Annotated in this window: 18 protein-coding genes and 1 pseudogene; 11 read left to right on the forward strand and 8 right to left on the reverse strand. The window is 56.8% G+C overall.

Annotated elements, in window-relative coordinates:
- Position 1 precedes the first annotated feature (1 nt).
- From ACP7A4_RS01870 to norR, 5 genes are all read right to left on the reverse strand, one after another.
- Positions 2-904 carry a chemotaxis protein CheV gene (locus tag ACP7A4_RS01870; protein ID WP_048362575.1) on the reverse strand — a complete coding sequence of 301 codons (903 nt, stop codon included), beginning with the start codon at positions 902-904 and terminating at the stop codon, positions 2-4.
- 167 nt (positions 905-1,071) lie between these two features.
- On the reverse strand, positions 1,072-2,064 hold the full coding sequence (locus ACP7A4_RS01875) for an asparaginase (RefSeq protein ID WP_426245301.1): 993 nt from the start codon (positions 2,062-2,064) through the stop codon (positions 1,072-1,074).
- 66 nt (positions 2,065-2,130) lie between these two features.
- The gene (locus ACP7A4_RS01880) at positions 2,131-3,327 is read right to left on the reverse strand and encodes a hypothetical protein (RefSeq protein WP_426245303.1); all 1,197 of its coding nucleotides are present in this window, start codon (positions 3,325-3,327) and stop codon (positions 2,131-2,133) included.
- Positions 3,328-3,341: 14 nt separating this feature from the next.
- Complete coding sequence (locus tag ACP7A4_RS01885) at positions 3,342-4,235, reverse strand: nitrilase family protein (RefSeq protein WP_426245305.1); 894 nt, start codon at positions 4,233-4,235, stop codon at positions 3,342-3,344.
- A 271-nt stretch (positions 4,236-4,506) separates the two neighbouring features.
- Positions 4,507-6,054 carry a nitric oxide reductase transcriptional regulator NorR gene (norR, locus tag ACP7A4_RS01890; protein WP_426245307.1) on the reverse strand — a complete coding sequence of 516 codons (1,548 nt, stop codon included), beginning with the start codon at positions 6,052-6,054 and terminating at the stop codon, positions 4,507-4,509.
- 162 nt (positions 6,055-6,216) lie between these two features.
- Between norR and hmpA the strand changes: the two genes are divergently transcribed.
- The 7 genes from hmpA to cyoE all read left to right on the forward strand — a co-directional run bounded on the left by hmpA (position 6,217) and on the right by cyoE (position 13,742).
- Complete coding sequence (hmpA, locus tag ACP7A4_RS01895) at positions 6,217-7,398, forward strand: NO-inducible flavohemoprotein (protein ID WP_059765057.1); 1,182 nt, start codon at positions 6,217-6,219, stop codon at positions 7,396-7,398.
- A 210-nt stretch (positions 7,399-7,608) separates the two neighbouring features.
- Positions 7,609-8,118: a disulfide bond formation protein B gene (locus tag ACP7A4_RS01900; RefSeq protein ID WP_059765055.1), complete on the forward strand. Its 510-nt coding sequence runs from the start codon at positions 7,609-7,611 to the stop codon at positions 8,116-8,118.
- A gap of 802 nt (positions 8,119-8,920) precedes the next feature.
- On the forward strand, positions 8,921-9,859 hold the full coding sequence (gene cyoA, locus ACP7A4_RS01905; protein ID WP_048362579.1) for a ubiquinol oxidase subunit II: 939 nt from the start codon (positions 8,921-8,923) through the stop codon (positions 9,857-9,859).
- Between the two features lie 3 nt (positions 9,860-9,862).
- Complete coding sequence (gene cyoB / locus ACP7A4_RS01910; protein ID WP_203302304.1) at positions 9,863-11,887, forward strand: cytochrome o ubiquinol oxidase subunit I; 2,025 nt, start codon at positions 9,863-9,865, stop codon at positions 11,885-11,887.
- A gap of 3 nt (positions 11,888-11,890) precedes the next feature.
- Positions 11,891-12,517 carry a cytochrome o ubiquinol oxidase subunit III gene (locus tag ACP7A4_RS01915; protein ID WP_048362581.1) on the forward strand — a complete coding sequence of 209 codons (627 nt, stop codon included), beginning with the start codon at positions 11,891-11,893 and terminating at the stop codon, positions 12,515-12,517.
- Positions 12,518-12,844, forward strand: a complete 327-nt coding sequence (gene cyoD / locus ACP7A4_RS01920) for a cytochrome o ubiquinol oxidase subunit IV (protein WP_048362582.1) — start codon at positions 12,518-12,520, stop codon at positions 12,842-12,844. It abuts the gene before it with no gap.
- 10 nt (positions 12,845-12,854) lie between these two features.
- Positions 12,855-13,742 carry a heme o synthase gene (gene cyoE, locus ACP7A4_RS01925; RefSeq protein WP_047273811.1) on the forward strand — a complete coding sequence of 296 codons (888 nt, stop codon included), beginning with the start codon at positions 12,855-12,857 and terminating at the stop codon, positions 13,740-13,742.
- Between the two features lie 227 nt (positions 13,743-13,969).
- On the opposite strand, the gene ACP7A4_RS01930 is transcribed toward cyoE, so the two are convergent.
- On the reverse strand, positions 13,970-15,100 hold the full coding sequence (locus ACP7A4_RS01930; RefSeq protein WP_371260641.1) for a methyl-accepting chemotaxis protein: 1,131 nt from the start codon (positions 15,098-15,100) through the stop codon (positions 13,970-13,972).
- Positions 15,101-15,595 (reverse strand): annotated as a pseudogene (locus tag ACP7A4_RS01935) (MCP four helix bundle domain-containing protein); the annotation flags it as partial.
- Positions 15,596-15,941: 346 nt separating this feature from the next.
- On the opposite strand from ACP7A4_RS01935, the gene ACP7A4_RS01940 reads away from it, so the two are divergent.
- The 3 genes from ACP7A4_RS01940 (at position 15,942) to ACP7A4_RS01950 (ending at position 18,573) form a co-directional block, all read left to right on the forward strand.
- Positions 15,942-16,493, forward strand: coding sequence for a DUF924 family protein (locus ACP7A4_RS01940; protein ID WP_420877420.1), 552 nt, complete (start codon positions 15,942-15,944; stop codon positions 16,491-16,493).
- Positions 16,494-16,614: 121 nt separating this feature from the next.
- Positions 16,615-16,935, forward strand: coding sequence for a hypothetical protein (locus ACP7A4_RS01945; RefSeq protein WP_059765046.1), 321 nt, complete (start codon positions 16,615-16,617; stop codon positions 16,933-16,935).
- Between the two features lie 75 nt (positions 16,936-17,010).
- Positions 17,011-18,573 carry a hypothetical protein gene (locus ACP7A4_RS01950; RefSeq protein ID WP_426245311.1) on the forward strand — a complete coding sequence of 521 codons (1,563 nt, stop codon included), beginning with the start codon at positions 17,011-17,013 and terminating at the stop codon, positions 18,571-18,573.
- 1 nt (position 18,574) lies between these two features.
- Here the strand turns inward: ACP7A4_RS01950 and ACP7A4_RS01955 are convergent, their stop codons facing one another.
- Entirely contained in the window at positions 18,575-19,027 is a 453-nt protein-coding gene (locus ACP7A4_RS01955) for an Lrp/AsnC family transcriptional regulator (RefSeq protein ID WP_059765042.1), read from the reverse strand.
- Positions 19,028-19,186: 159 nt separating this feature from the next.
- On the opposite strand from ACP7A4_RS01955, the gene ACP7A4_RS01960 reads away from it, so the two are divergent.
- Entirely contained in the window at positions 19,187-19,804 is a 618-nt protein-coding gene (locus ACP7A4_RS01960; protein ID WP_059765040.1) for a LysE family translocator, read from the forward strand.
- Positions 19,805-19,873: the final 69 nt, after the last annotated feature.

The raw sequence follows: 19,873 nt of genomic DNA on the forward strand, positions 1-19,873 counted from the left end.
CTCAGTAACCCTGCGCGGCAACCGTGCGTGCGGCTTCAATCAGACATTTGGTCAGGTCAGGCGACGAGAACTTGGTCAGCACCGCATTGGCCCCGGACAGACGCGCTTTTTCGCTGTTCATCGCGCTGTTGAGCGAGGTGTGCAGCAGCACATAAAGGTGCTTGAAGTCCGGGGTTTCGCGCAGCGTGCGGGTGAAGGCGTAACCGTCCATTTCAGACATTTCGATGTCCGACACCACCAGGTTGATTTGCTCTTTGGTGCCTTGCAGTTCCAGCAGACGGTCGATGGCTTCCTTGGCGCTGCGGGCGGTGTGGCATTGCAAGCCCAGATTGCGCAGGGTAATCACCGACTGTTGCAAAGCCACCTGACTGTCATCGACCACCAGAATGCGGGCATTGGCCAGCAACTCGGCCTCTTCCATCGTCACCGCATCCGGCTCCTCGATGATTTTCGAGGGAGCGATGCCGTGAATCACTTTTTCGATATCGAGCACTTGTACCAGCACATCATCGACCCGGGTCACGCCGGTGATGAACGAGCGCGAGCCGCCTGCGCCGTAGGGTGGCGGGCGAATATCTGTGCTCAGGCAGTGAATGATCTTGCTCACTGCCTGCACGTGCAAACCTTGTTTGGAGCGACTGACATCGGTCACGATCAGACAACCGCCGTTGGGGTCTTCCAGTGGTTGCTCGCCGATGGCACGGCTCAGGTCGATGACCGACAGCGACGCACCGCGCAGCACGGCAATGCCTTTTACGTGAGGGTGCGACTCAGGCATTTTGGTCAGCGGCGGGCAGGGAATGATTTCGCTCACTTTGAGCAAGTTAATCGCCATCAGCTTGCCGCTGCGCAAAGTGAATAGCAGAAGCGAAAGAGAGTCTGCGCGGGCGTTGTGGGATGACATAAAAACCTTCTGTGTAAAGAGATGCGCGCGGGCTAAAAGCCAACAGCAGCGGGCGATACAGGGTTATCGACCTGATTTAGTGGGTCTTTAGCCAGTAGGGCCAATCAGATCACAACGCGACCTTGAGCACTCGCTCTCTATTGCGGCCTGCATGGCAGGCCACAGTGTTACCCGCCTACTGAGAGATCGCGCAAAAAGTTTTTCAATCTCGACTGTTGGCCGCACCCAATAAGCAACCACAGTAAGAGTCTGGCTTTGCGCGGGCACAGAAAGCCGCTCATATGCAGGCCTTTGCGGGTCAAGTCGATTTCTCCCCCTTTGAACCCATAGGTGTTGAAGGCCGTGGAGCCCGCCCCTGTGCGTGAGCCAACGATGACCGGTATTTTGGCCGCAATCGGTTGTAGAACCTCAGCCCAGAGTTCGCTCAAATGCCCGGCGCCAAAGCCTGCAATGACCAAGCCTTCATAGCCCAACCCCACTAGTTGCTCCACAAGTAGGACATCGGCTGACAGCGAGGCTTCCAGTAACGCGACTTTATGAGACGTGCGCGAAGGCAGAGGCAGCGTCATGCGTGCCGTGGAGGGGCACAGATAGTGCACGCAGTGATCAATCAACAATCCTGCCGGGCCTAATGTTGGCGAGCTGAACGCGTGCAAGGCCAGGGTGTGGTTTTTACGAATACGCAGAGCGTGATGCACCTCAGCATTCATCACCACCAAAACCCCTCGGCCTTTGCTTGATGCACTCAGGGCGACATGACAGGCATCCAGCAGATTGGCCGGACCATCAGCCCCTGCCTGGTCAGCGCAACGCATTGCGCCGGTTAAAATCAATGGCTCATCGTGCGTCCACAGGTATTCAAAAAAGGCTGCGGTTTCTTCAAGTGTATCTGTGCCTTGGGTGATAACTACTGCCTGCACCCCTTGTGCGATCTGGCGATTGGCCCAATCGAGGACATGCAGCAAAAAGTCGAAATCCAGAGAGGCGCTGGGCACCAGGCTCAGGCTTTCAACCCGGATGTCAGCCAATGCGTAGAGTTCAGGGACTGAAGCCAGCAATTGGGCGCCGCCCAGAGAGGGTGTAATGCCTTGATCGGGCTGGCAGCTTTGCATGCTCAGGGTGCCGCCCAACGTCGCGATGGCAAGTGTCGGTCGAAACATAGTGTGCTCACTGATCCGCAGTGGACGGGTTGCAAAGATCGAAACCCGTCACACGCAAGTGGGAAGTTATTTGGAAACCAAAACACTGATCAAAGGAACGATCAGTAACGTACTGATCGCCATCGACAGCACATTGCCGATGTAAGGATGCAGGTACTTTGGCAGCCGTTGAGCAATTGCGCAGGCCAATGGCGGTGCGATCAGCGCCCCCAGAAAAGCACTGGCGAGCAATACGGTTGCGCTGCCCCCGCAGGTCAGCACGGCGGCCGGGACAACGGAAACCAGAGGTACATACGTGGGATACCAGCCCCGCTTTTTCCATTGGCCTCGCCACATGATGACACCCAGTAATGAAGTCAATCCTTGCGCCGCCACCATGTGTAGCAGCAAGCCTATACCGTATGCGGGGCTCAATGGGTTTAACGAATAGGCCAGCAGCACGCCCATCAGCAAACCCAGGCTAGCCCATTCATTGCCAAAAAACGGCGCTTCTGAAAAGTCCGCCAGAACGCGGCGAAGTGTCCAGATCACACCGTAGTCAGGCACTTTTACTGTGGGGGAGGGAGGGCTCTGTGACGTTGATTCGGGCTTGGGGCTTACCAGAATGGGCAGTACGCGACACAGTAAAAAAGCGGCCACGCTACCGAATGCCATTCCCAGAACATTGCCAACCACCACTGGCAGCCCAAGCGGAACACACAGAAAGTTGACGAACAACAAGCAGGCCGGTGTGACCAGTAAGGCACCCAAAACGGCAGCGTTCAGAGTGACTTTCCATCCCCCGCCAAAAAACAGCACCATTGCTGCGGGCAATGAGACGAACGCAGCAAAAGTGGGTTGCCACGTGTCAGCGGTCAAGGTCCAGCCCCAGAGTGCATTGCTTAGCAACAGCCCCAGCAGCGAGCTGGTTACCAGCCAGGGCCACAGCCCAGTGCCATAGCTGATGCTGAAACCTTGCCACGCAGGTGCGTAGCGGCTAGCCCAGAATCCCACCGCACCTCCGAGCAGCAAACCGAACGAGGCCAACTCGTGCTTATAAAACGCGACTTCGCTGATATCGCCCAGTATCCAGCGCAACCAAGAGAGGGGGGAGGGCAGATCCGCCATCATGTCGCCATAGCTTGGCCAGTAGCTCGGACTGGAGGCCGAATGGCTCAGTGCTACCCAAGCGAACAATCCACCTATTGCCAGTGCGATGACAATGATGCTTGTTAGCAGACGGCTGGTTGAGCGTGATGCCTCGCGTACAGGTAAGGACTCCATAGCGGCTCCCTCCATCAACGCGGCAGGCAAGGGTGCTGGCGATAGCCGAGCATTTCGTCATACAGATCGGTGCGACGATCCCTTTGCAGGTCATTCAAACTGTTCCAGATCGGAGCGCTACGGGCGGTTGACAGGTCGATATCGGCATAAATGATGGTTTGCGAGTCAGCGGGTGCGACTTCGCCAATGGGCCATCCGTGGGTGCCCGCAATCAGCGAACAGCCTAAATACCGCTCTCCCTGTTCTTCGCCGATACGGTTGGCTGCTGCAATAAACACGTTGTTGACATGGGCAGCAGTCATTGTCAGGTAAGACGCCATACATTTTCCCGCTTCATCGAACAGCGGCGGTGGTGTCCATACCCAGTTGTTCAGGCTGCAAATGATATCTGCGCCTTGCTGGGTCAGCAGTCGCGGGACCTCGGGAAACCATATATCCCAGCAGATCATCAGGCCGATACGGCCAATGGGCGTTTCAAACACAGGAAAACCAAGATTGCCCGGCGTGAACCAGAGTTTTTCCCGATTCCATAAGTGAGCTTTGCGGTATTTGCCGATAAAACCGTCCGGCCCCAGTAGCACGGCGGTATCGAACAACTGCATGCCGTCCCGCTCCGCCAGTCCCGCCACCAGATAGACCTGATGTTGCGCCGCGAAATCGATCCATGCCTGAGTGCTGGGACCTTCAGGAATGGACTCGGCATGCAGATAAGCATCCTGACGGCTGGCAAATAAATAGCCGGTGTTGGCCAGCTCGGGCAGCACAATCAAATTTGCCCTGTTGGTGACAGCCTCTTGGGCTAGATGCAGGCTGTTTTCCAGATTTTTTTGCTGGTGATGAATACCGACTTGCGGATCGAACTGAACCACAGCAACGCGCACGGGACTGACAGCGACAGTGTTACTCATGGCTGAAACCTCTTCTTATTTTTATCGGGTAATGAGTAAGAAGATTTTTCAGGCTAAGCGTCTATCGGCTGATTCCTTTTGGTGGGTAGTTCGTTGCCTGATGTTTTGCAAGAGCGATCTATTTACCTACAAAGCAAAGAGAAGTCGCGTAGCAACAGGCGAGTGGTGCGAGGCAGCGTCCGGGGGGGCACTACGATACCGTTGTCGTAAAACCAATCAGTGCGTCATGCCGCCTCGCGATGCTCTTCAGCGACAGGCCAGTGCTTGAGGCTTATTTCAACCCCAACCGTTTGGCCATACGGCCGAGGTTGGCCCGATCCAGCCCCAGTTCTCGCGCCGCGCTGGCCCAGTTGTTTGGGTGGCGTTCAAGGCAGGCGCTGATGAGCTGGCGTTGGTAGGCTTCGGTCGCCTGGCGCAAATCACCGACGGCCGCAGGGGGTGGGGTTGGTGGTGCCGTGGCCGTCTCAATAACCTCGCAGGAGGGCAAGTCCAGGTCTTGCGCGGTCAGGGTCAAAATACGCGGCCGTGTGCTGCAATTGCCCAAGGCTTTTAAGGCGCTGCGCCCGATCAGGTGTTCCAGTTCGCGCACGTTACCCGGCCAGTCGTACTGCACGAGTGCAGCTTGGGCGTCGGGACTCAGGCGCAGGCTGCCCAAGCCCATGCGCGAGCGGTTTTGTTCAAGGAAGAAGCCGCTGAGCAGCAACACGTCGCGCCCACGTTCACGCAAGGCGGGCACTTTGAGCGGGTACACGCTCAGGCGGTGATAAAAGTCGGCGCGGTAGCGGCCACTGCGCACTTCTTCGGCCAGGTCACGGTTGGTGGCGGCGATCAGACGCACGTCGACGCGGTGTTCCTGATCCGAACCCAAGCGTTGCAATTGGCCGCTCTGTAGCACGCGCAGCAGTTTGGCTTGCACGGTGAGTGACAATTCGCCGACTTCGTCCAGGAACAATGTGCCGCCATTGGCCAGTTCGAATTTGCCGCGCCGGTCATTCATCGCGCCGGTAAAGGCGCCGCGTACATGGCCGAACAGTTCACTTTCGACCAGCGTGTCGGGCAACGCCGCGCAGTTGAGGCTGACCATGGGTTTGTCTGCGCGTGGTGAGGCGGCGTGAATCGCTTGCGCGACCAACTCTTTGCCGACGCCGGTTTCACCGGTGATCAACACGGTCAGGTCACTGCTGCCTACGAGCGCGATTTCATCGAGCAAGCGTTTATGGGCTTTGCTCTGGCCGATCAGTTCTTTGTTGGGCGTACCGTGCGCCTGGCGATACAACTCGGCTTTGAGTTGCTCGTCCTCAACCCGCAAGGCGAGTCGCTCAATGCGTTGGGCAACATTGACGGTGGCCGCTGCGAGGCTGGCGAAAGCTTGCAGGGCGTCCAGTTCAATCGGCTCAAAACGTTTGGGGTCGAGCGCGTCCAGCGTCAGCAACCCCCAGGGCTTCTCATCTATAAACAGCGGGCAACCCATGCAGTCGTGGATTTCCAAGTGTTCGGCCAAGCCGTCAACCAGCCCGTCATACGGATCGGGCAAGTCGCAATTGCTGGGGAATCGTGTGGGGCCGGGGCTGCTGAGCAGCACGTCAAAGCGTGGGTGTTCACTGACTTTGAAGCGACGCCCCAAGGTGTCCAGGCTCAGTCCGTCCACGGCCAATGGCACCAGCCAATCGCCGTCCAGCCGCAGCAGTGCCGCTGCGTCGCAAGGGAGCAGGGCGCGCATGGCTTCGAGCAGGCGTCGGTAACGCTCACTTTCAGGCAGCTCGCGTGACAGATCTGCTACCAGAGGTAGCAGGGTGGTTAGCAGTAATTTTGCAGTCATTTTGACCTCGTGTAGTCGAAGTGACTATAAAACAAGCTGAGTCATAATGACTATTTAGTTTGCAAGTCGCTGTTTTTAAAGGGTTTTAAAGTTGGCACGATTACTGATAGCTAAAAGGTAATCAAAGTTTAGTTAATGCCTACGTGCTCAGGAGTCAACTTTATGCTTACTGCTCAGGATCGTGCCATCGTCAAATCCACTGTGCCGCTGCTGGAAAGCGGCGGTGAAGCGCTGATCACCCATTTTTACCGTTTGATGCTGTCTGAATACCCCCAGGTGCGCCCGCTGTTCAATCAGGCGAACCAGGCCAGCGGTGATCAGCCGCGTGCGTTGGCCAATGGCGTGCTGATGTATGCGCGCCACATCGACCAACTTGACCAGTTGGGCGATCTGGTGGCCAAGATCATTAACAAGCACGTGGCCCTGCAAATCCTGCCGGAGCATTACCCGATTGTCGGCACCTGCTTGCTGCGTGCTATCGAAGAAGTGCTGGGCAGTGATATTGCAACGCCCGAGGTGTTGGCCGCCTGGGGGGCTGCGTACGGTCAATTGGCCGATATCTTGATTGGCGCCGAAGCGGCGATCTACGACCAGAAAGCCGCAGCGCCGGGCGGCTGGCGTGGCGGTCGTGAGTTCAAGCTCGCGGCCCGCATTCAGGAGAGCGCGGAAATCACATCGTTTTATTTTCGCCCGGTGGACCAGCAACCGATCCTTGAGTTTGAGGCCGGGCAGTACATCGGCATCAAATTGGACATCGACGGGGTCGAAGCGCGTCGCAACTATTCGCTGTCGGCGCTGGCGCAGGTCGGCCGCTACCGTATCAGCGTCAAGCGCGAGGCGGGTGGGGTGGTGTCGAACTTCCTCCACGACCGTCTGCAAGTGGGTGACATTGTTGAGTTGTTCCCGCCCGCAGGTGAGTTCACCCTGACGGCCAGCGACAAACCGCTGGTGTTGATCAGTGGCGGTGTGGGTATTACCCCGACCTTGCCCATGCTGGAAGCGGCACTGGCGACCCAGCGTCCGATTCATTTTATTCACTGCGCGCGTAATGCCCAGGTGCATGCATTTCGGGGCTGGGTGGATGAACTGGCCGAGCAATTCCCGCAATTGCAACGTTTTTACTGCTACGCCGAACACGACGGGCAAGGCCCTGCGGTAGACCATGTGGGCATGCTCAACGCTGAAGTACTGGAAAAATGGTTGCCCGAGGATCGTGATGTAGACGCTTATTTCCTGGGGCCTAAAGGCTTCATGGGCGCGATCAAGCGTCAGCTCAAAGCCTTGGGTGTGCCGGAAAAACAGAGCCGTTACGAGTTCTTCGGCCCGGCGGCTGCGCTGGAGTAAGCCCTTTGGGTGAGTGCATCTGATTGGCGCGTAAGCCCGCAGCGGTCGCATTCGACGATGGCTGCGGGCTTTTTGTTAATCGCACTTTAATCTGACTCGCAGTTAAATCCCTTCCTACAGTTGCCCTGCATCTACATTCGGGGTCTGGGTGTAAACTGCGCGCTTTATTCGGCTGTATGGCCATTCGAAAATCAGGCAAAGGGAAGCGGTATGACGGATGACATGATGCGACTGGGGCGCGAGAAGCGCTTTCTGGTCTTGCTGGGGCTAATCTGCCTGGCGCTCATTGGCGGTGCGCTGTATATGCAGATCGTGCTCGGTGAGGCGCCTTGCCCGCTGTGCATCCTGCAACGTTATGCACTGCTGCTGATCGCGCTCTTTGCCTTTGTTGGCGCGGCCATGCGCACCACACGCAGCATTACGGTGTTTGAAGGGTTGGTGGTGCTGAGTGCCATCGGTGGCATCGTTGCGGCGGGGCGCCATGTCTACATTTTGGCCAATCCGGCGGTGAGCTGCGGTCTGGATGCCTTGCAACCGATTGTGGATGGCCTGCCGCTGGCGGCGATCTTCCCGCTGGGCTTTCAGGTTGACGGCTTCTGCTCAACGCCGTACCCGCCGGTGCTCGGCCTGTCGTTGGCACAATGGGCGCTGGTGGCGTTCGTGCTGACCGCCGTACTGGTTCCGCTGGGGATTTACCGCAACCGGAACAAATCCGCCTGAATCACTAAATCAGGGTATAGCCGCCTCGTCCTTCTCCCGAAGTGCGGGGCTTTTTTTCGTCTACGAAAAATGTGAAGGGAATGTGATGCGGCGCAGTGAAGGGGGTTGCGACACTGCGACATATTGTCACGGATAAATTGTCACAAGGCATGTTTTTATTTCACAATACACAGCTGAAACGTCTCATCTGTTTTAGGGGGGATGAGGCGTTTTGACGCTGATGCCGGGGTTGAAATCGCTGGGTCGTGGCCCGATGAAAAACCCCTGAAACCCTTTTTATTTGGGCGTCTTGAGGCACCGGGACGCGCGCGCAGGTGCGCTAAAAAGGGGCGATTTTTAAGTGGCAGCAAGGGCGTGCTACAGGTGCGTCGGGGGGAGGGTATAAACGCGGGGCGTAATAATAGTGTGGGATTGTTACCGCAGCCGAGAATAATTATTTCGGGATGAGACATGGTTTATAGAGAGCTACCTAACTACAATCGCCCGCACTGAACGTCCAGCCTGCTCATCCCTGAGCCCAAGCGGGAAGTTGAAGGTCGTCTGGGCAGTGAGTGACAGGCTACCCATGCGACTCCCAAGGTACTGGCAACCCTTCTAAGTTCCGCACCAAATGGAATTGGTCTGTGACAAGGCCTTTGACCACGTATCGAATAAGAAATCACTGCTAACCCAGGATTTGCCCACTCGCCTTACAGCGATGAAGCAGGCCCTTATTCAATCGGAAAAATGCCAACCCTTGGCAGGGTGAAGTGTTGGCGCATAAAACCAACTGCATTATGCAAGCTGTTTTAGAGGTCGTGAGATGACTAAAAAAAGGTACCCCAGACTCTTTGGCTTATTGCCACTTTTCGGCATGTTGTTGCTGGGAGGCTGCAATATGACGTTGCTCGATCCGGTGGGGCAGGTCGGCATCGATGAGAAGAATCTGATCATCACTGCAACATTGCTGATGCTCTTGGTCGTGGTTCCGGTCATCCTGATGACCATCATTTTCGCGTGGAAGTATCGCGCGTCGAACAAAAACGCCACTTACGCACCGAAATGGTCGCACTCCACCAAGATCGAAGTTGTGATCTGGACCGTGCCGATTTTGATCATCATCGCCCTGGGCGTGATCACCTATAAGTCGACCCACGCACTGGACCCTTACCGTCCGATTCAGTCTGACGTCAAGCCAGTCACCATCGAAGTGGTGGCAATGGATTGGAAGTGGCTGTTTATCTACCCGGATCAGGGTATTGCGACCGTCAACAAGATCGTGTTCCCGGCCAACACACCGGTTAATTTCCGTATCACCTCCGACACGGTCATGAACTCGTTCTTCATCCCGGGCCTGGGCGGCCAGATCTACGCCATGGCCGGTATGACGACCAAGCTGCATTTGATTGCCAACAAGAACGCCGAGCTGGATGGCATCTCTGCCAACTACAGCGGTGCGGGCTTCACCGGCATGAAATTCAAAGCAATCGCGACTTCCCAAGCTGATTTCGATGCGTGGGTAAGTGAAGTCAAAGCGTCACCTAAACAGCTTGATACAGCTGAATACGCAGCCTTGACCAAGCCGAGTCAGAACAATCCCGTTGAGCTCTACTCCTCGTACGCACCGAACCTGTTCCAGACCATCATCGACAAGTATGAAGGCATGAAACCAGGCAAGCCGGTAAACCACGAGAAGAAAGAAGTGGCCGGGACCGAAGGTTTGGACACCAGTTCGCATTCAGCTGCCGGGGCAGAGGAGTAAACGATGTTTGGTAAATTAAGTCTGGACGCCATACCGTTCCACGAGCCGATAGTGATGATCACCGTCGCTATGATTCTGCTCGGTGGTCTGGCGTTGGTTGCAGCACTCACGTACTACAAAAAGTGGACCTACCTGTGGACCGAATGGCTAACGTCAGTCGACCACAAGAAGATTGGCGTGATGTACATCATCGTCGCCATGGTCATGTTGCTGCGCGGCTTTGCCGACGCCGTCATGATGCGTACCCAGTTGGCGATGGCCACCGAAGGTTCGCCGGGCTACCTGCCGCCTGAACACTATGACCAGATCTTCACCGCCCACGGTGTGATCATGATCATCTTCATGGCGATGCCATTCTTCACCGGCCTGATGAACCTTGCAGTGCCGCTGCAAATCGGCGCACGTGACGTTGCCTATCCGTTCCTGAACTCCCTGAGCTTCTGGCTCCTGGTGTCGGGCGTGGTACTGGTCAACCTGTCGCTGGGCGTCGGCGAGTTCGCCAAGACCGGTTGGGTTGCGTATCCGCCGCTGTCGGGTCTGGCCTACAGTCCGGGCGTGGGTGTGGATTACTACATCTGGGCGCTCCAGTTATCGGGGTTAGGTACGACGTTAACCGGGGTTAACTTCCTGGCCACCGTGCTGAAAATGCGTACCCCGGGCATGAAAATCATGGACATGCCGATTTTCACCTGGACCTGCACCTGGGCAAACGTTCTGATCGTGGCCTCGTTCCCGATCCTGACTGCTACTCTGGCGCTGCTGACACTTGACCGTTACATGGATTTCCACATTTTCACCAATGAACTTGGTGGCAATCCAATGATGTACGTCAACCTGTTCTGGGCGTGGGGTCACCCTGAGGTGTACATCCTCATTCTGCCGGCGTTCGGGGTCTTCTCTGAAGTCATCTCGACCTTCACTGGCAAGCGTCTGTTCGGTCACCACTCGATGGTCTACGCCAGTGGCGCGATCTCGATCCTGGGCTTCATGGTTTGGCTGCACCACTTCTTCACCATGGGTTCGGGTGCCAGCGTCAACGCCTTCTTCGGTCTGGCAACGATGCTGATTTCGATCCCCACGGGTGTGAAGCTGTTTAACTGGCTATTCACCATCTACCGCGGTCGTCTGCAATTCACCAGCCAGGTGATGTGGACACTGGGCTTTATGGTGACCTTCGCCATCGGCGGCATGACTGGCGTATTGCTGGCCATTCCGGGTGCTGACTTCGTACTGCACAACAGCCTGTTTGTAATTGCTCACTTCCACAACGTGATCATCGGCGGCGCCGTATTCGGCTACATCGCTGGCTTCAGCTTCTTCTTCCCTAAAGCGTTCGGCTTCAAGCTGAACGAGAAGTGGGGCCTGGCTGCCTTCTGGTTCTGGATCGTTGGCTTCTTCGTTGCGTTCATGCCGCTCTATGCACTGGGCTTCATGGGCATGACCCGTCGTCTGAACGCCAGCACCAACCCTGAGTGGGTGCCTTACCTGTACGTGGCTGCATTCGGTGCTGCCTTGATTGCTGTCGGTATTGCCTGCCAGTTGATCCAGCTGTATGTCAGCGTACGTGACCGCAACAAGCCAGAGAACGCCTGCGAATTCGGCGATCCATGGAATGGTCACACCCTGGAATGGTCGACTTCGTCGCCACCTCCGTTCTACAACTTTGCTGTGCTGCCAAAAGCCGACGGTATCGACCCGTTCACTGAAGCCAAGGAAAACGGTACTGCGTACCAGACTCCGGCCAAGTACGAACCGATCCACATGCCAAACAACACCGCTACCGGTGTGGTGATGGGCGCACTGCTGACCGTGTTCGGTTTTGCAATGATCTGGCACATCTGGTGGTTGGCGATCGTCAGCCTGGTTGGCACTGTCGCGTACTTCGCGATCCACGCTGCCCGTGATGACCAAGGCTACATGGTGCCGGTGGAAACCATCGAGCGCATCGAAGCCGAGCAGCACAAGCGTCTGGTAGCGGCTGGCAAGATCCCGGCTACCCGTGTTGAAACCAAGTTGGAACAGGCATAAACCATGTCGAACTTAGCGACCCATGCTGGACACGCCCATGGTCAAGACCATGGGCATGATGACCATCACCACGACTCGGGCGAGATAACCATATTTGGTTTCTGGCTCTACCTGATGACCGACTGCATCTTGTTTGCGTCGATCTTCGCGGTGTACGCGGTACTGGTTAACAACGTAGCGGGTGGCCCGTCGGGCCACGACATCTTCGAACTGCCGTACGTGCTGGGTGAAACCGCACTGCTGTTGGTCAGCTCGATCACCTACGGCTTCGCCATGCTGGCGTTGTTCAAGGGCAAGAAAAGCCAGGTGCTGTTCTGGCTGGCCATGACCTTCCTGTGCGGTGCCGGCTTCATCGGCATGGAAATCAACGAGTTCCACATGTTGATTTCTGAAGGCTACGGCCCTAGCCGTTCGGGCTTCCTGTCCGGGTTCTTCACCCTCGTCGGTACCCACGGTCTGCACGTGACCAGCGGTCTGATCTGGATGGCGATCATGATGTATCAGGTCCAGAAAAATGGCCTGACAGCGACCAACAAAACCCGTCTGAGCTGCCTGAGCTTGTTCTGGCACTTCCTGGACGTGGTGTGGATCTGCGTATTCACCGTTGTTTACCTGATGGGGACTCTGTAAATGGCTAACGCACATTCTGACGGCGCGAACCACGGCAGCGTGAAGTCCTACGTAATCGGCTTCATCCTGTCGGTCATCCTGACCGTCATTCCGTTCGGGCTGGTGATGTACCCATCGCTGCCTAAAATGACCACCCTGGCGATCGTGCTGTTGTTCGCTGTGGTTCAAGTGATTGTTCACCTGGTGTATTTCCTGCACCTGGACCGTTCGCCTGCACAACGCAATAACGTCACAGCGCTGGTATTCGCAGCCCTGGTTATTGTGCTGCTGGTGGGCTTGTCCCTGTGGATCATGTTCAGCATCCACACTGAAATGATGGCGAAGTGAGGTAAGCCCGATGTCCTTTAAGCACTTTATCCAAATCACCAAACCGGGGATCATTTTCGGTAACGTGCTTTCTGTGGCAGGCGGGTTCTTCCTGGCCTCGAAGGGGCATTTTGATCTTGCTCTGTTCCTGGCTGCGGTGATCGGCACCTCCTTGGTGGTTGCGTCGGGTTGTGTGTTCAACAACTGCATCGACCGCGACATAGACATCAAGATGGACCGCACCAAGAACCGCGTGCTGGTGCAAGGCCTTATCTCCCTCAAGGTGGCGTTGGTTTACGCCACCTTGCTGGGGGTTGCAGGCTTAGTGCTGCTGTATCGCGTGGCCAACCCGCTGGCAGCATTGTTTGCCGCGATCGGCTTCGTGATCTACGTCGGTCTGTACAGCCTGTACTTCAAGCGCAAGTCGGTTCACGGCACGCTGATTGGCAGTCTGTCGGGTGCAATGCCGCCTGTTATCGGCTACGTGGCTGTGAGCAACAGCTTCGACCTGGCCGCACTGACTTTGCTGGTGATGTTTAGCCTGTGGCAGATGCCGCATTCCTACGCCATCGCGATCTTCCGCTTCAACGACTACCTGGCCGCATCGATTCCGGTGTTGCCTGTTAAGCGCGGGATCAAAGTGGCCAAGAAGCACATCCTGCTCTACATCCTCGCGTTCCTGATCGCGACCCTGATGCTCACCCTCGGCGGTTACGCCGGTATGAGCTACATGGCCGTGGCGGCTGCGATGGGCATGTACTGGCTGTACATGGCGTGGACCGGTTACAAAGCGGTCGACGACAAGGTCTGGGCACGCAAGCTGTTCGTGTTCTCGATCTTCACCATCACCGCGCTGAGCGTCATGATGTCCCTGGACTTCAAAGTGCCGACGGAGTTGTTACTGACTTACGCGCACTAAGAGCCTCAGGACAAAAGATCCCCGCCCTTCGAAAGAAGCGCGGGGATTTTTTTTAGTCCAGGTGGGCGACGGTCTTGCAGGCAGGCTTGCTGAGGGGCCTGCATGGCTTCACAGGCGTTGATCCTCAGCTCTTCGGGGGCCATGTCCTCGAAGTCCTTTTGTGCTGGCCATGCAGCGCTGTCCTGTGGCAAAGCGCTGCACGGTGCCGGCTCCAACAGGCAGCGGGGTTAGAGGCTAAAACGCGCCACCATTGCATTCAGGTCGGTGGCCAGGCGCGCCAAGTCATTGCTGGCAAGGCTGGTCTGGCTGGCGCCACTGGCCGATTGCACAGACAGGTCGTTGATGTTGATCAAGTTGCGATCCACTTCGCGGGCCACTTGTGCCTGTTCTTCAGCCGCGCTGGCGATCACCAGATTGCGCTCGTTGATTTCGATCACCGCGCCGTTGATGGTCTCCAGCGAGATACCTGCGCCACGGGCGATGTTGAGGGTCGACTCGGCGCGCTCGGTGCATTGGCGCATTGAGCTGACGGCGTGTTCGGTGCCGCCCTGAATGCTGCCGATCATGTGCTCGATTTCGCTGGTCGATTGCTGGGTGCGGTGGGCCAGGGCACGGACCTCATCGGCCACGACGGCAAAGCCGCGTCCCGCTTCGCCTGCGCGCGCAGCTTCAATGGCGGCGTTGAGGGCCAGCAGATTGGTTTGATCGGCCAGGCCGCGAATCACGTCCAGGACTTTGCCAATGTCTTGCGACTCTTTGGCCAGATTGCCAATCAGGTCGGCGGTGGTTTGCACGTCGCTGCCCATGCTCTCGATGGCGGTCACGGTTTCTTGCACCAGGTCGCGCCCGTCACCCGCCGAATCAGCCGCACTTTTGGAGGCTTGGGAAGTGCTCACGGCATTGCGGGCCACTTCTTCGACCGCGCTGGTCATTTCGGTCACGGCGGTGGCGGCCTGTTGAATCTCATTGTTTTGTTGCGTCAGCCCACGGGCGCTTTCGTCGGTCACGCTGTTCAACTCTTCTGCGGCGCAGGCCAGTTGGGTGGCGGAACCTGCGATGTGCTGCAAGGTGTCGCGCAGCGTGTTTTGCATGCTCTGCATCGCCAGCAGCAACCGCGCGGCTTCATCACGGCCTTCGACGTTGATCGGGCGCGTCAGATCGCCACTGGCAATGGTCTCGGCTGCTTGCAAGGCTTGGCTGATGGGGCGGGTGATGCTGTTGGTCAGCAGCCACGCGCACAGAATGGTCAGTGCGGTGGCAATGATTAGCAGGGCGATGGTGAAGTTGAAGGTGGTGGCGTAGTTTTCAGTGCTTTGGCGATTGGCGAGAGCGCTTTGTTTGGCGTTGATGTCCAGCATGGATTCGATGGCGGCGCTGATATTGCGTGACACCACACTTAGCGGGCCGGCTTGCAGACGTTTCAATTCGTCTTGTTGATCGTTGCGCGCCAGCTGGATCAATTGCGCTTCCAGGGTGCGGTACTGCGCTTGCTCACGGCTTAATTGCTCATAACTGGCTTGTTCTTGCGCGCTGCTGATGAGCGCAATGTAATCGGCCATGGCCTTGTGCGTGCTTTCTTCCAGTGATTGCAGCTCGCTGAATATACGGGCCTTGGCGTCTGGGTCCGGCTCATCTCGCAGTTGATAGCTCAGTACGCGTTGGCGCTGGTTGAAGTAACTGAAATTATTGAGACCGACCAGGCTGGGCATGTCGCTGGTCGCAATGCTCTGTCCCACTTGATGGATTTTGTTCATTTGTACTAGGGCGTAAATGCCCAAAATCAACATCAGGGTGCCGATCAGGGAGAATCCCAACAGCGCACGCGGGGCAATGTTCATGTTACGTAAGTTCATCAGCGATCCTAAAAATCAAAGGCAGCCTGCACGGGGGGTGCAGGTAAGACAGCGGCGCGAACAGGCTCGCACCAAAGAGTAATGGCGCAATGCTATCGTCCGGTGGATGGATAACTTGACCTTAGAGTCAAACTAATTTGTGAAAAAGTGTGCGCCGAGGTCGGCCTGCTTGCATTGCTTGACCCGTGCGTTGAGCAAGGCATCGTCTTGCTTGAATGCGTTGGGGCGAACAGGGCGCGGTCAAGACTGGCTGCGCACGTCTGAATACGCCCGTTACAACCTCACAATCGGTCTAAGGTGTAGGCATCGTTTTTCATCACACCCAGAGGAATAGCGCGTGATCACCATCGACAGCAACGTTCAACCTTCTGCGCACAGCGTGATTGAGTTCTGGAAACAGGCAGGTCCAAAGCATTGGTTCGCCAAGGATGAAGCGTTCGATAACCGGTTTCGCGATGTCTTTTTCATCCCCCACTTCCAGGCCGCCCGCCGCGAATTGGCCCATTGGATGTCGGCACCTGACAGTGCGCTGGCGTTGTTGATCCTGCTCGATCAATATCCGCGCAATGCCTTTCGTGGCACCGGCCATATGTTCGCCACTGATCCGCTGGCACGTTTTTATGCGCGGCAGATGATTGAGGCGGGAATGGACAAGCAGATCGAAGCCTCCTTGCGGGTGTTTTGCTACTTGCCTTTCGAGCACTCCGAAGATTGGGCCGATCAGCAGTTGTCGGTAAAACTGCACCAGGACTTCGAGCCAAAAGACGTCAAATGGGCCAAGGATCACGCGGACATCATTGAAAAATTTGGTCGTTTTCCGCATCGCAATGAGGTTTTGGGGCGCGAGACAACCGATGAAGAGCGCGCCTTTTTAGCGAGTGGGGGATTTGCCGGGTAAGGCGCTTGAGCCTGAATAATGCCGCCCTGATCGGTGGTTCATAATGTTCAAGGTTTTCTGTCAGGCAGTTCACGAGACAGTGAGCGGGTAGTCATTACCTCTCATTAAAAAGGAACGCGTCATGTCTGATCATGAAAACCTCGGCTCCCCCTACCGTTCGCAACTGGCTGCGTGCAATGACCATTACCACGCGGTGCGCTCGATCAATAAATACGGCCCTATCGCCCATACCCACGCCTTGGCGCAGGTGTTTATGATGCAAAAAGTGGCGGATGACGAGTGGCAAGCGCTTGAAATGGCGCGTGTGTCGCTCGATCAAACCCGGCGCCTGGCCGCGGGTGAACTGCTTAACAAGCAAGCCCATGCCGTACTCAATGCACATTCTGCCCGGCACGCAGCGGGTGAAGATTGCGCTGCCCCCGCAGGTTTTTTGCCTGCGTGACAGCACTCAGGCGCCAGACGCGTTCGCGCTTGGCGCTTCACCCCGTGGTTTGCTGGTGATTAGAAGGCCTGACAGATGAACAACACTCAAAAAGTAGACAGCCGCACCCGTGACTCCCTGGCCCCGACCGTGGCTGACATGCTCACGGTCTCGTTACAGGAGAGCAAGGAGCTGATCAACCGCACCTCATTGTTCGAGGCCTCAAATGTGCTGGGGGCTTTTTCCACGAGCGTGGTCGACTACGGCAAGAGCGCCCGAAAATGGCGTGCGCATACCTTGTCGCGTCTGCCTCTGGAGCACTGGAAGCACAAAGATGGCTTCTTTTATGTAGCGCCGCTCAAAGAGGCGTCGCTCAAATACATGAGCACCACCGCGCCTGACGCCGCGGACGAGAATGCCTGGAACCAACTCGAAAATCGCAAAGCGGTGCACAAGGCATTAGTAGAAATACTGCCTGCGCAGGTGCGTCAGCAGTATGCGGCCATGCTGGAGTGGACTCAGATCGAGCCTCAGTCAGAGACTCAGCCGGTGCTGGAAGACATGGCTTTGGCTCGCAGTATTTATGCCTTGGACCAGCTGTTTTACCGGGAATACGCGGTGTGTGAAGCCCGGTTGCGGCGCGAAAAAGGTTTTGCGGACGGTGATTCGATCCCGTGCGACTGGATAGGCTGGCTGGCCGACAAGGCGGCGCAAAAGGTCGATGCTCATCTGTACGTGTGGGGTGTGCAGCCGCTGCCTTGGCAGGTCGATGAGCGCGATGAAGCGGGCCAGCAACCCGCTGAGTCATCAGTCGAAGGGATCTACAAACCTGACGGTGAGCTCACGCTGGAGTTGCTGTGCAACTTGGTAGGGAATCGGGCATTGCTTGAGTCCGCGCGTATCGCAGAGCTGGCCGATCAAGCCACCAAGGTCAGTACTGACTTGCTGCACGCGCTCAATCGCAATGGCAAGTGTGAAGTCCCTGAAGTGCGCAATTGCAACGACCTCAGAAACGAACTAACAGCATGGTTTGGCGATGAGGGTGTGTTGGCGCATGAGCCCGGATTCGGCACGCCGCTCAAAGGCCATAACCTGGAGGTGGCGCTGTATCACGCCTTAGAGGTGCAAAAACACTATGTGAAAACGCGCGGAGCCATCGACCCTTCTGCGCACCGTAGCCCGGACAACAGGTTTATTTTTGCACTGGCCCTGGTGGCCTGCTTTTACGCGCAGGTCAGCCTGGACAAGGAGTATTCGGGCAGTACGTACGCCACCTATGCGGTGTTCCCGGCGCAGAACAAAGCACAGCGCTTTGAACCCTTGCCAGCGCATGCCAGAGAAATGCTCAAGAGCCTGTATGGCCAAATGTTCTATGCCAACACCGGCTGGGAGATTCGTGCAGAGGCGATAGAGGCATACGCCCAAAACTTCGCGCTCAAGCGTTCTTGCTTGCAAGAGCTGACATTCAACACCTTCAAGCGCATGGCCCCAGAGCGACTACTGGCGCTGCACCAAAAACTGGCTCGAATGGGGCAGAGCAAGAAAACCAGGCTGTTGCAGTCAATGCCTGAAGGCGCCACGCCGCCCAGCGAAATGGCCTGCATCCTGGCTGCGATTGATGACCTGTTCTCCCCGCAAGCCTTGGCGGCTGCTCGATAGGTTAAAGCGGTAATACGCGGTCATGGATGACCCGCTTCATCACCAACGTTGACACCAGACGCTGCACGTTAGGCAGCGCACTCAGTTGCTCATCGTAGAGCTGCTGGTACGCGGGCAGGTCCTTGGCGATGACATGCAGCAAATAATCCGGGTCCCCGAACAATCGTTGCGCCTCCACGATCTGCGGGATCTCAGGTAGCGCTGCTTCAAAATCGGCAACCGCCTGGCGCGTGACTTCGCGCAAGGTCACGAACACCATCGCCGAAAAATTCAGCCCCAGCTCACTGGGTGCCAGCACCGCGCGATAGCCCAGAATCACCCCGGACTCCTCCAGTGCCCGCACCCGGCGATGGCACGGTGACAGGCTCAGCCCCACGCGTTCGGCCAGCTCGGTGAGAGAAAGCCGACCGTCATGGTGCAGCTCAGCAAGAATCTTTCGATCAATTCGATCCACTTGGAAGAACCTTCTAATTAGGCGGGGTTGGGCAGGTATAAACGAAAGATAATCCTAGCAGCATTTGCTTAATCTTCTACTGGCTGCTTTCACCTGTGCGGGTGTGAGCAACACGCCTTACTTTTTTAATAACGTGTGCTGCAAGAAGGTATCTATCCCGTGACTCTTAGTGTTCTGGCCGCTTTCTGGGCGGTGTCATTTTTGTTCATCATCACCCCCGGTGCCGATTGGGCGTATGCGATTTCAGCGGGCATGCGTGGGCGCTGGGTGACGCCGGCCGTGGCGGGCTTGCTTTCGGGGCACTTGCTGGCAACGGTGGTAGTGGCCGCGGGCGTCGGCGGGTTGATGGCCAGTAATCCGATGATTCTCAAGGGGCTGACCGTGGCCGGTTCGCTGTACTTACTGTGGCTGGGGGTGGGAATGCTCAGAAACCCGGCGGTGCCTGAGTCGGGTCGGGTTCAGGTGTCTGACACGTGGTCGCGCTGGGCCTGGAAAGGGTTGTGCGTCAGCGGGTTGAACCCGAAGGTGTTCTTGTTGTTTTTGGCCTTGTTGCCGCAATTCACCGACCCGTTATCGACATGGCCGATCCCGGTGCAAATCGTCGCGTTGGGTGGGTTGCATGCCCTCAGTTGTGCAGTGGTGTACTTGCTGGTCGGGTTTGGAGCCCGCTCGGTGTTGCAGACCCGCCCTGGCGCGGCGCAAAAAGTGAGTCAGGTATCGGGGGCGGTGATGATCGTCATCGCCGGGGTGTTGTTGAGTGAGCAGGTGTTCGCATAGCGTGCTGAACCCTTGCGTTTGCCCCAGTTTGAGCTTGATCCGAAGTTTGATTGGCAGCGCCCTTGGGGC

Source organism: Pseudomonas sp. TWR3-1-1, from assembly GCF_049896545.1.
Classification (GTDB): domain Bacteria; phylum Pseudomonadota; class Gammaproteobacteria; order Pseudomonadales; family Pseudomonadaceae; genus Aquipseudomonas; species Aquipseudomonas weihenstephanensis.

What these genes read in the sequence shown, in the direction of transcription:
- ACP7A4_RS01870 (WP_048362575.1), bottom strand. Translation starts at nt 904, where the DNA reads ATGTCATCCCACAACGCCCGCGCAGACTCTCTTTCGCTTCTGCTATTC.
- ACP7A4_RS01875 (WP_426245301.1), bottom strand. Translation starts at nt 2,064, where the DNA reads ATGTTTCGACCGACACTTGCCATCGCGACGTTGGGCGGCACCCTGAGC.
- ACP7A4_RS01880 (WP_426245303.1), bottom strand. Translation starts at nt 3,327, where the DNA reads ATGGAGTCCTTACCTGTACGCGAGGCATCACGCTCAACCAGCCGTCTG.
- ACP7A4_RS01885 (WP_426245305.1), bottom strand. Translation starts at nt 4,235, where the DNA reads ATGAGTAACACTGTCGCTGTCAGTCCCGTGCGCGTTGCTGTGGTTCAG.
- norR (WP_426245307.1), bottom strand. Translation starts at nt 6,054, where the DNA reads ATGACTGCAAAATTACTGCTAACCACCCTGCTACCTCTGGTAGCAGAT.
- hmpA (WP_059765057.1), top strand. Translation starts at nt 6,217, where the DNA reads ATGCTTACTGCTCAGGATCGTGCCATCGTCAAATCCACTGTGCCGCTG.
- ACP7A4_RS01900 (WP_059765055.1), top strand. Translation starts at nt 7,609, where the DNA reads ATGACGGATGACATGATGCGACTGGGGCGCGAGAAGCGCTTTCTGGTC.
- cyoA (WP_048362579.1), top strand. Translation starts at nt 8,921, where the DNA reads ATGACTAAAAAAAGGTACCCCAGACTCTTTGGCTTATTGCCACTTTTC.
- cyoB (WP_203302304.1), top strand. Translation starts at nt 9,863, where the DNA reads ATGTTTGGTAAATTAAGTCTGGACGCCATACCGTTCCACGAGCCGATA.
- ACP7A4_RS01915 (WP_048362581.1), top strand. Translation starts at nt 11,891, where the DNA reads ATGTCGAACTTAGCGACCCATGCTGGACACGCCCATGGTCAAGACCAT.
- cyoD (WP_048362582.1), top strand. Translation starts at nt 12,518, where the DNA reads ATGGCTAACGCACATTCTGACGGCGCGAACCACGGCAGCGTGAAGTCC.
- cyoE (WP_047273811.1), top strand. Translation starts at nt 12,855, where the DNA reads ATGTCCTTTAAGCACTTTATCCAAATCACCAAACCGGGGATCATTTTC.
- ACP7A4_RS01930 (WP_371260641.1), bottom strand. Translation starts at nt 15,100, where the DNA reads ATGCTGGACATCAACGCCAAACAAAGCGCTCTCGCCAATCGCCAAAGC.
- ACP7A4_RS01945 (WP_059765046.1), top strand. Translation starts at nt 16,615, where the DNA reads ATGTCTGATCATGAAAACCTCGGCTCCCCCTACCGTTCGCAACTGGCT.
- ACP7A4_RS01950 (WP_426245311.1), top strand. Translation starts at nt 17,011, where the DNA reads ATGAACAACACTCAAAAAGTAGACAGCCGCACCCGTGACTCCCTGGCC.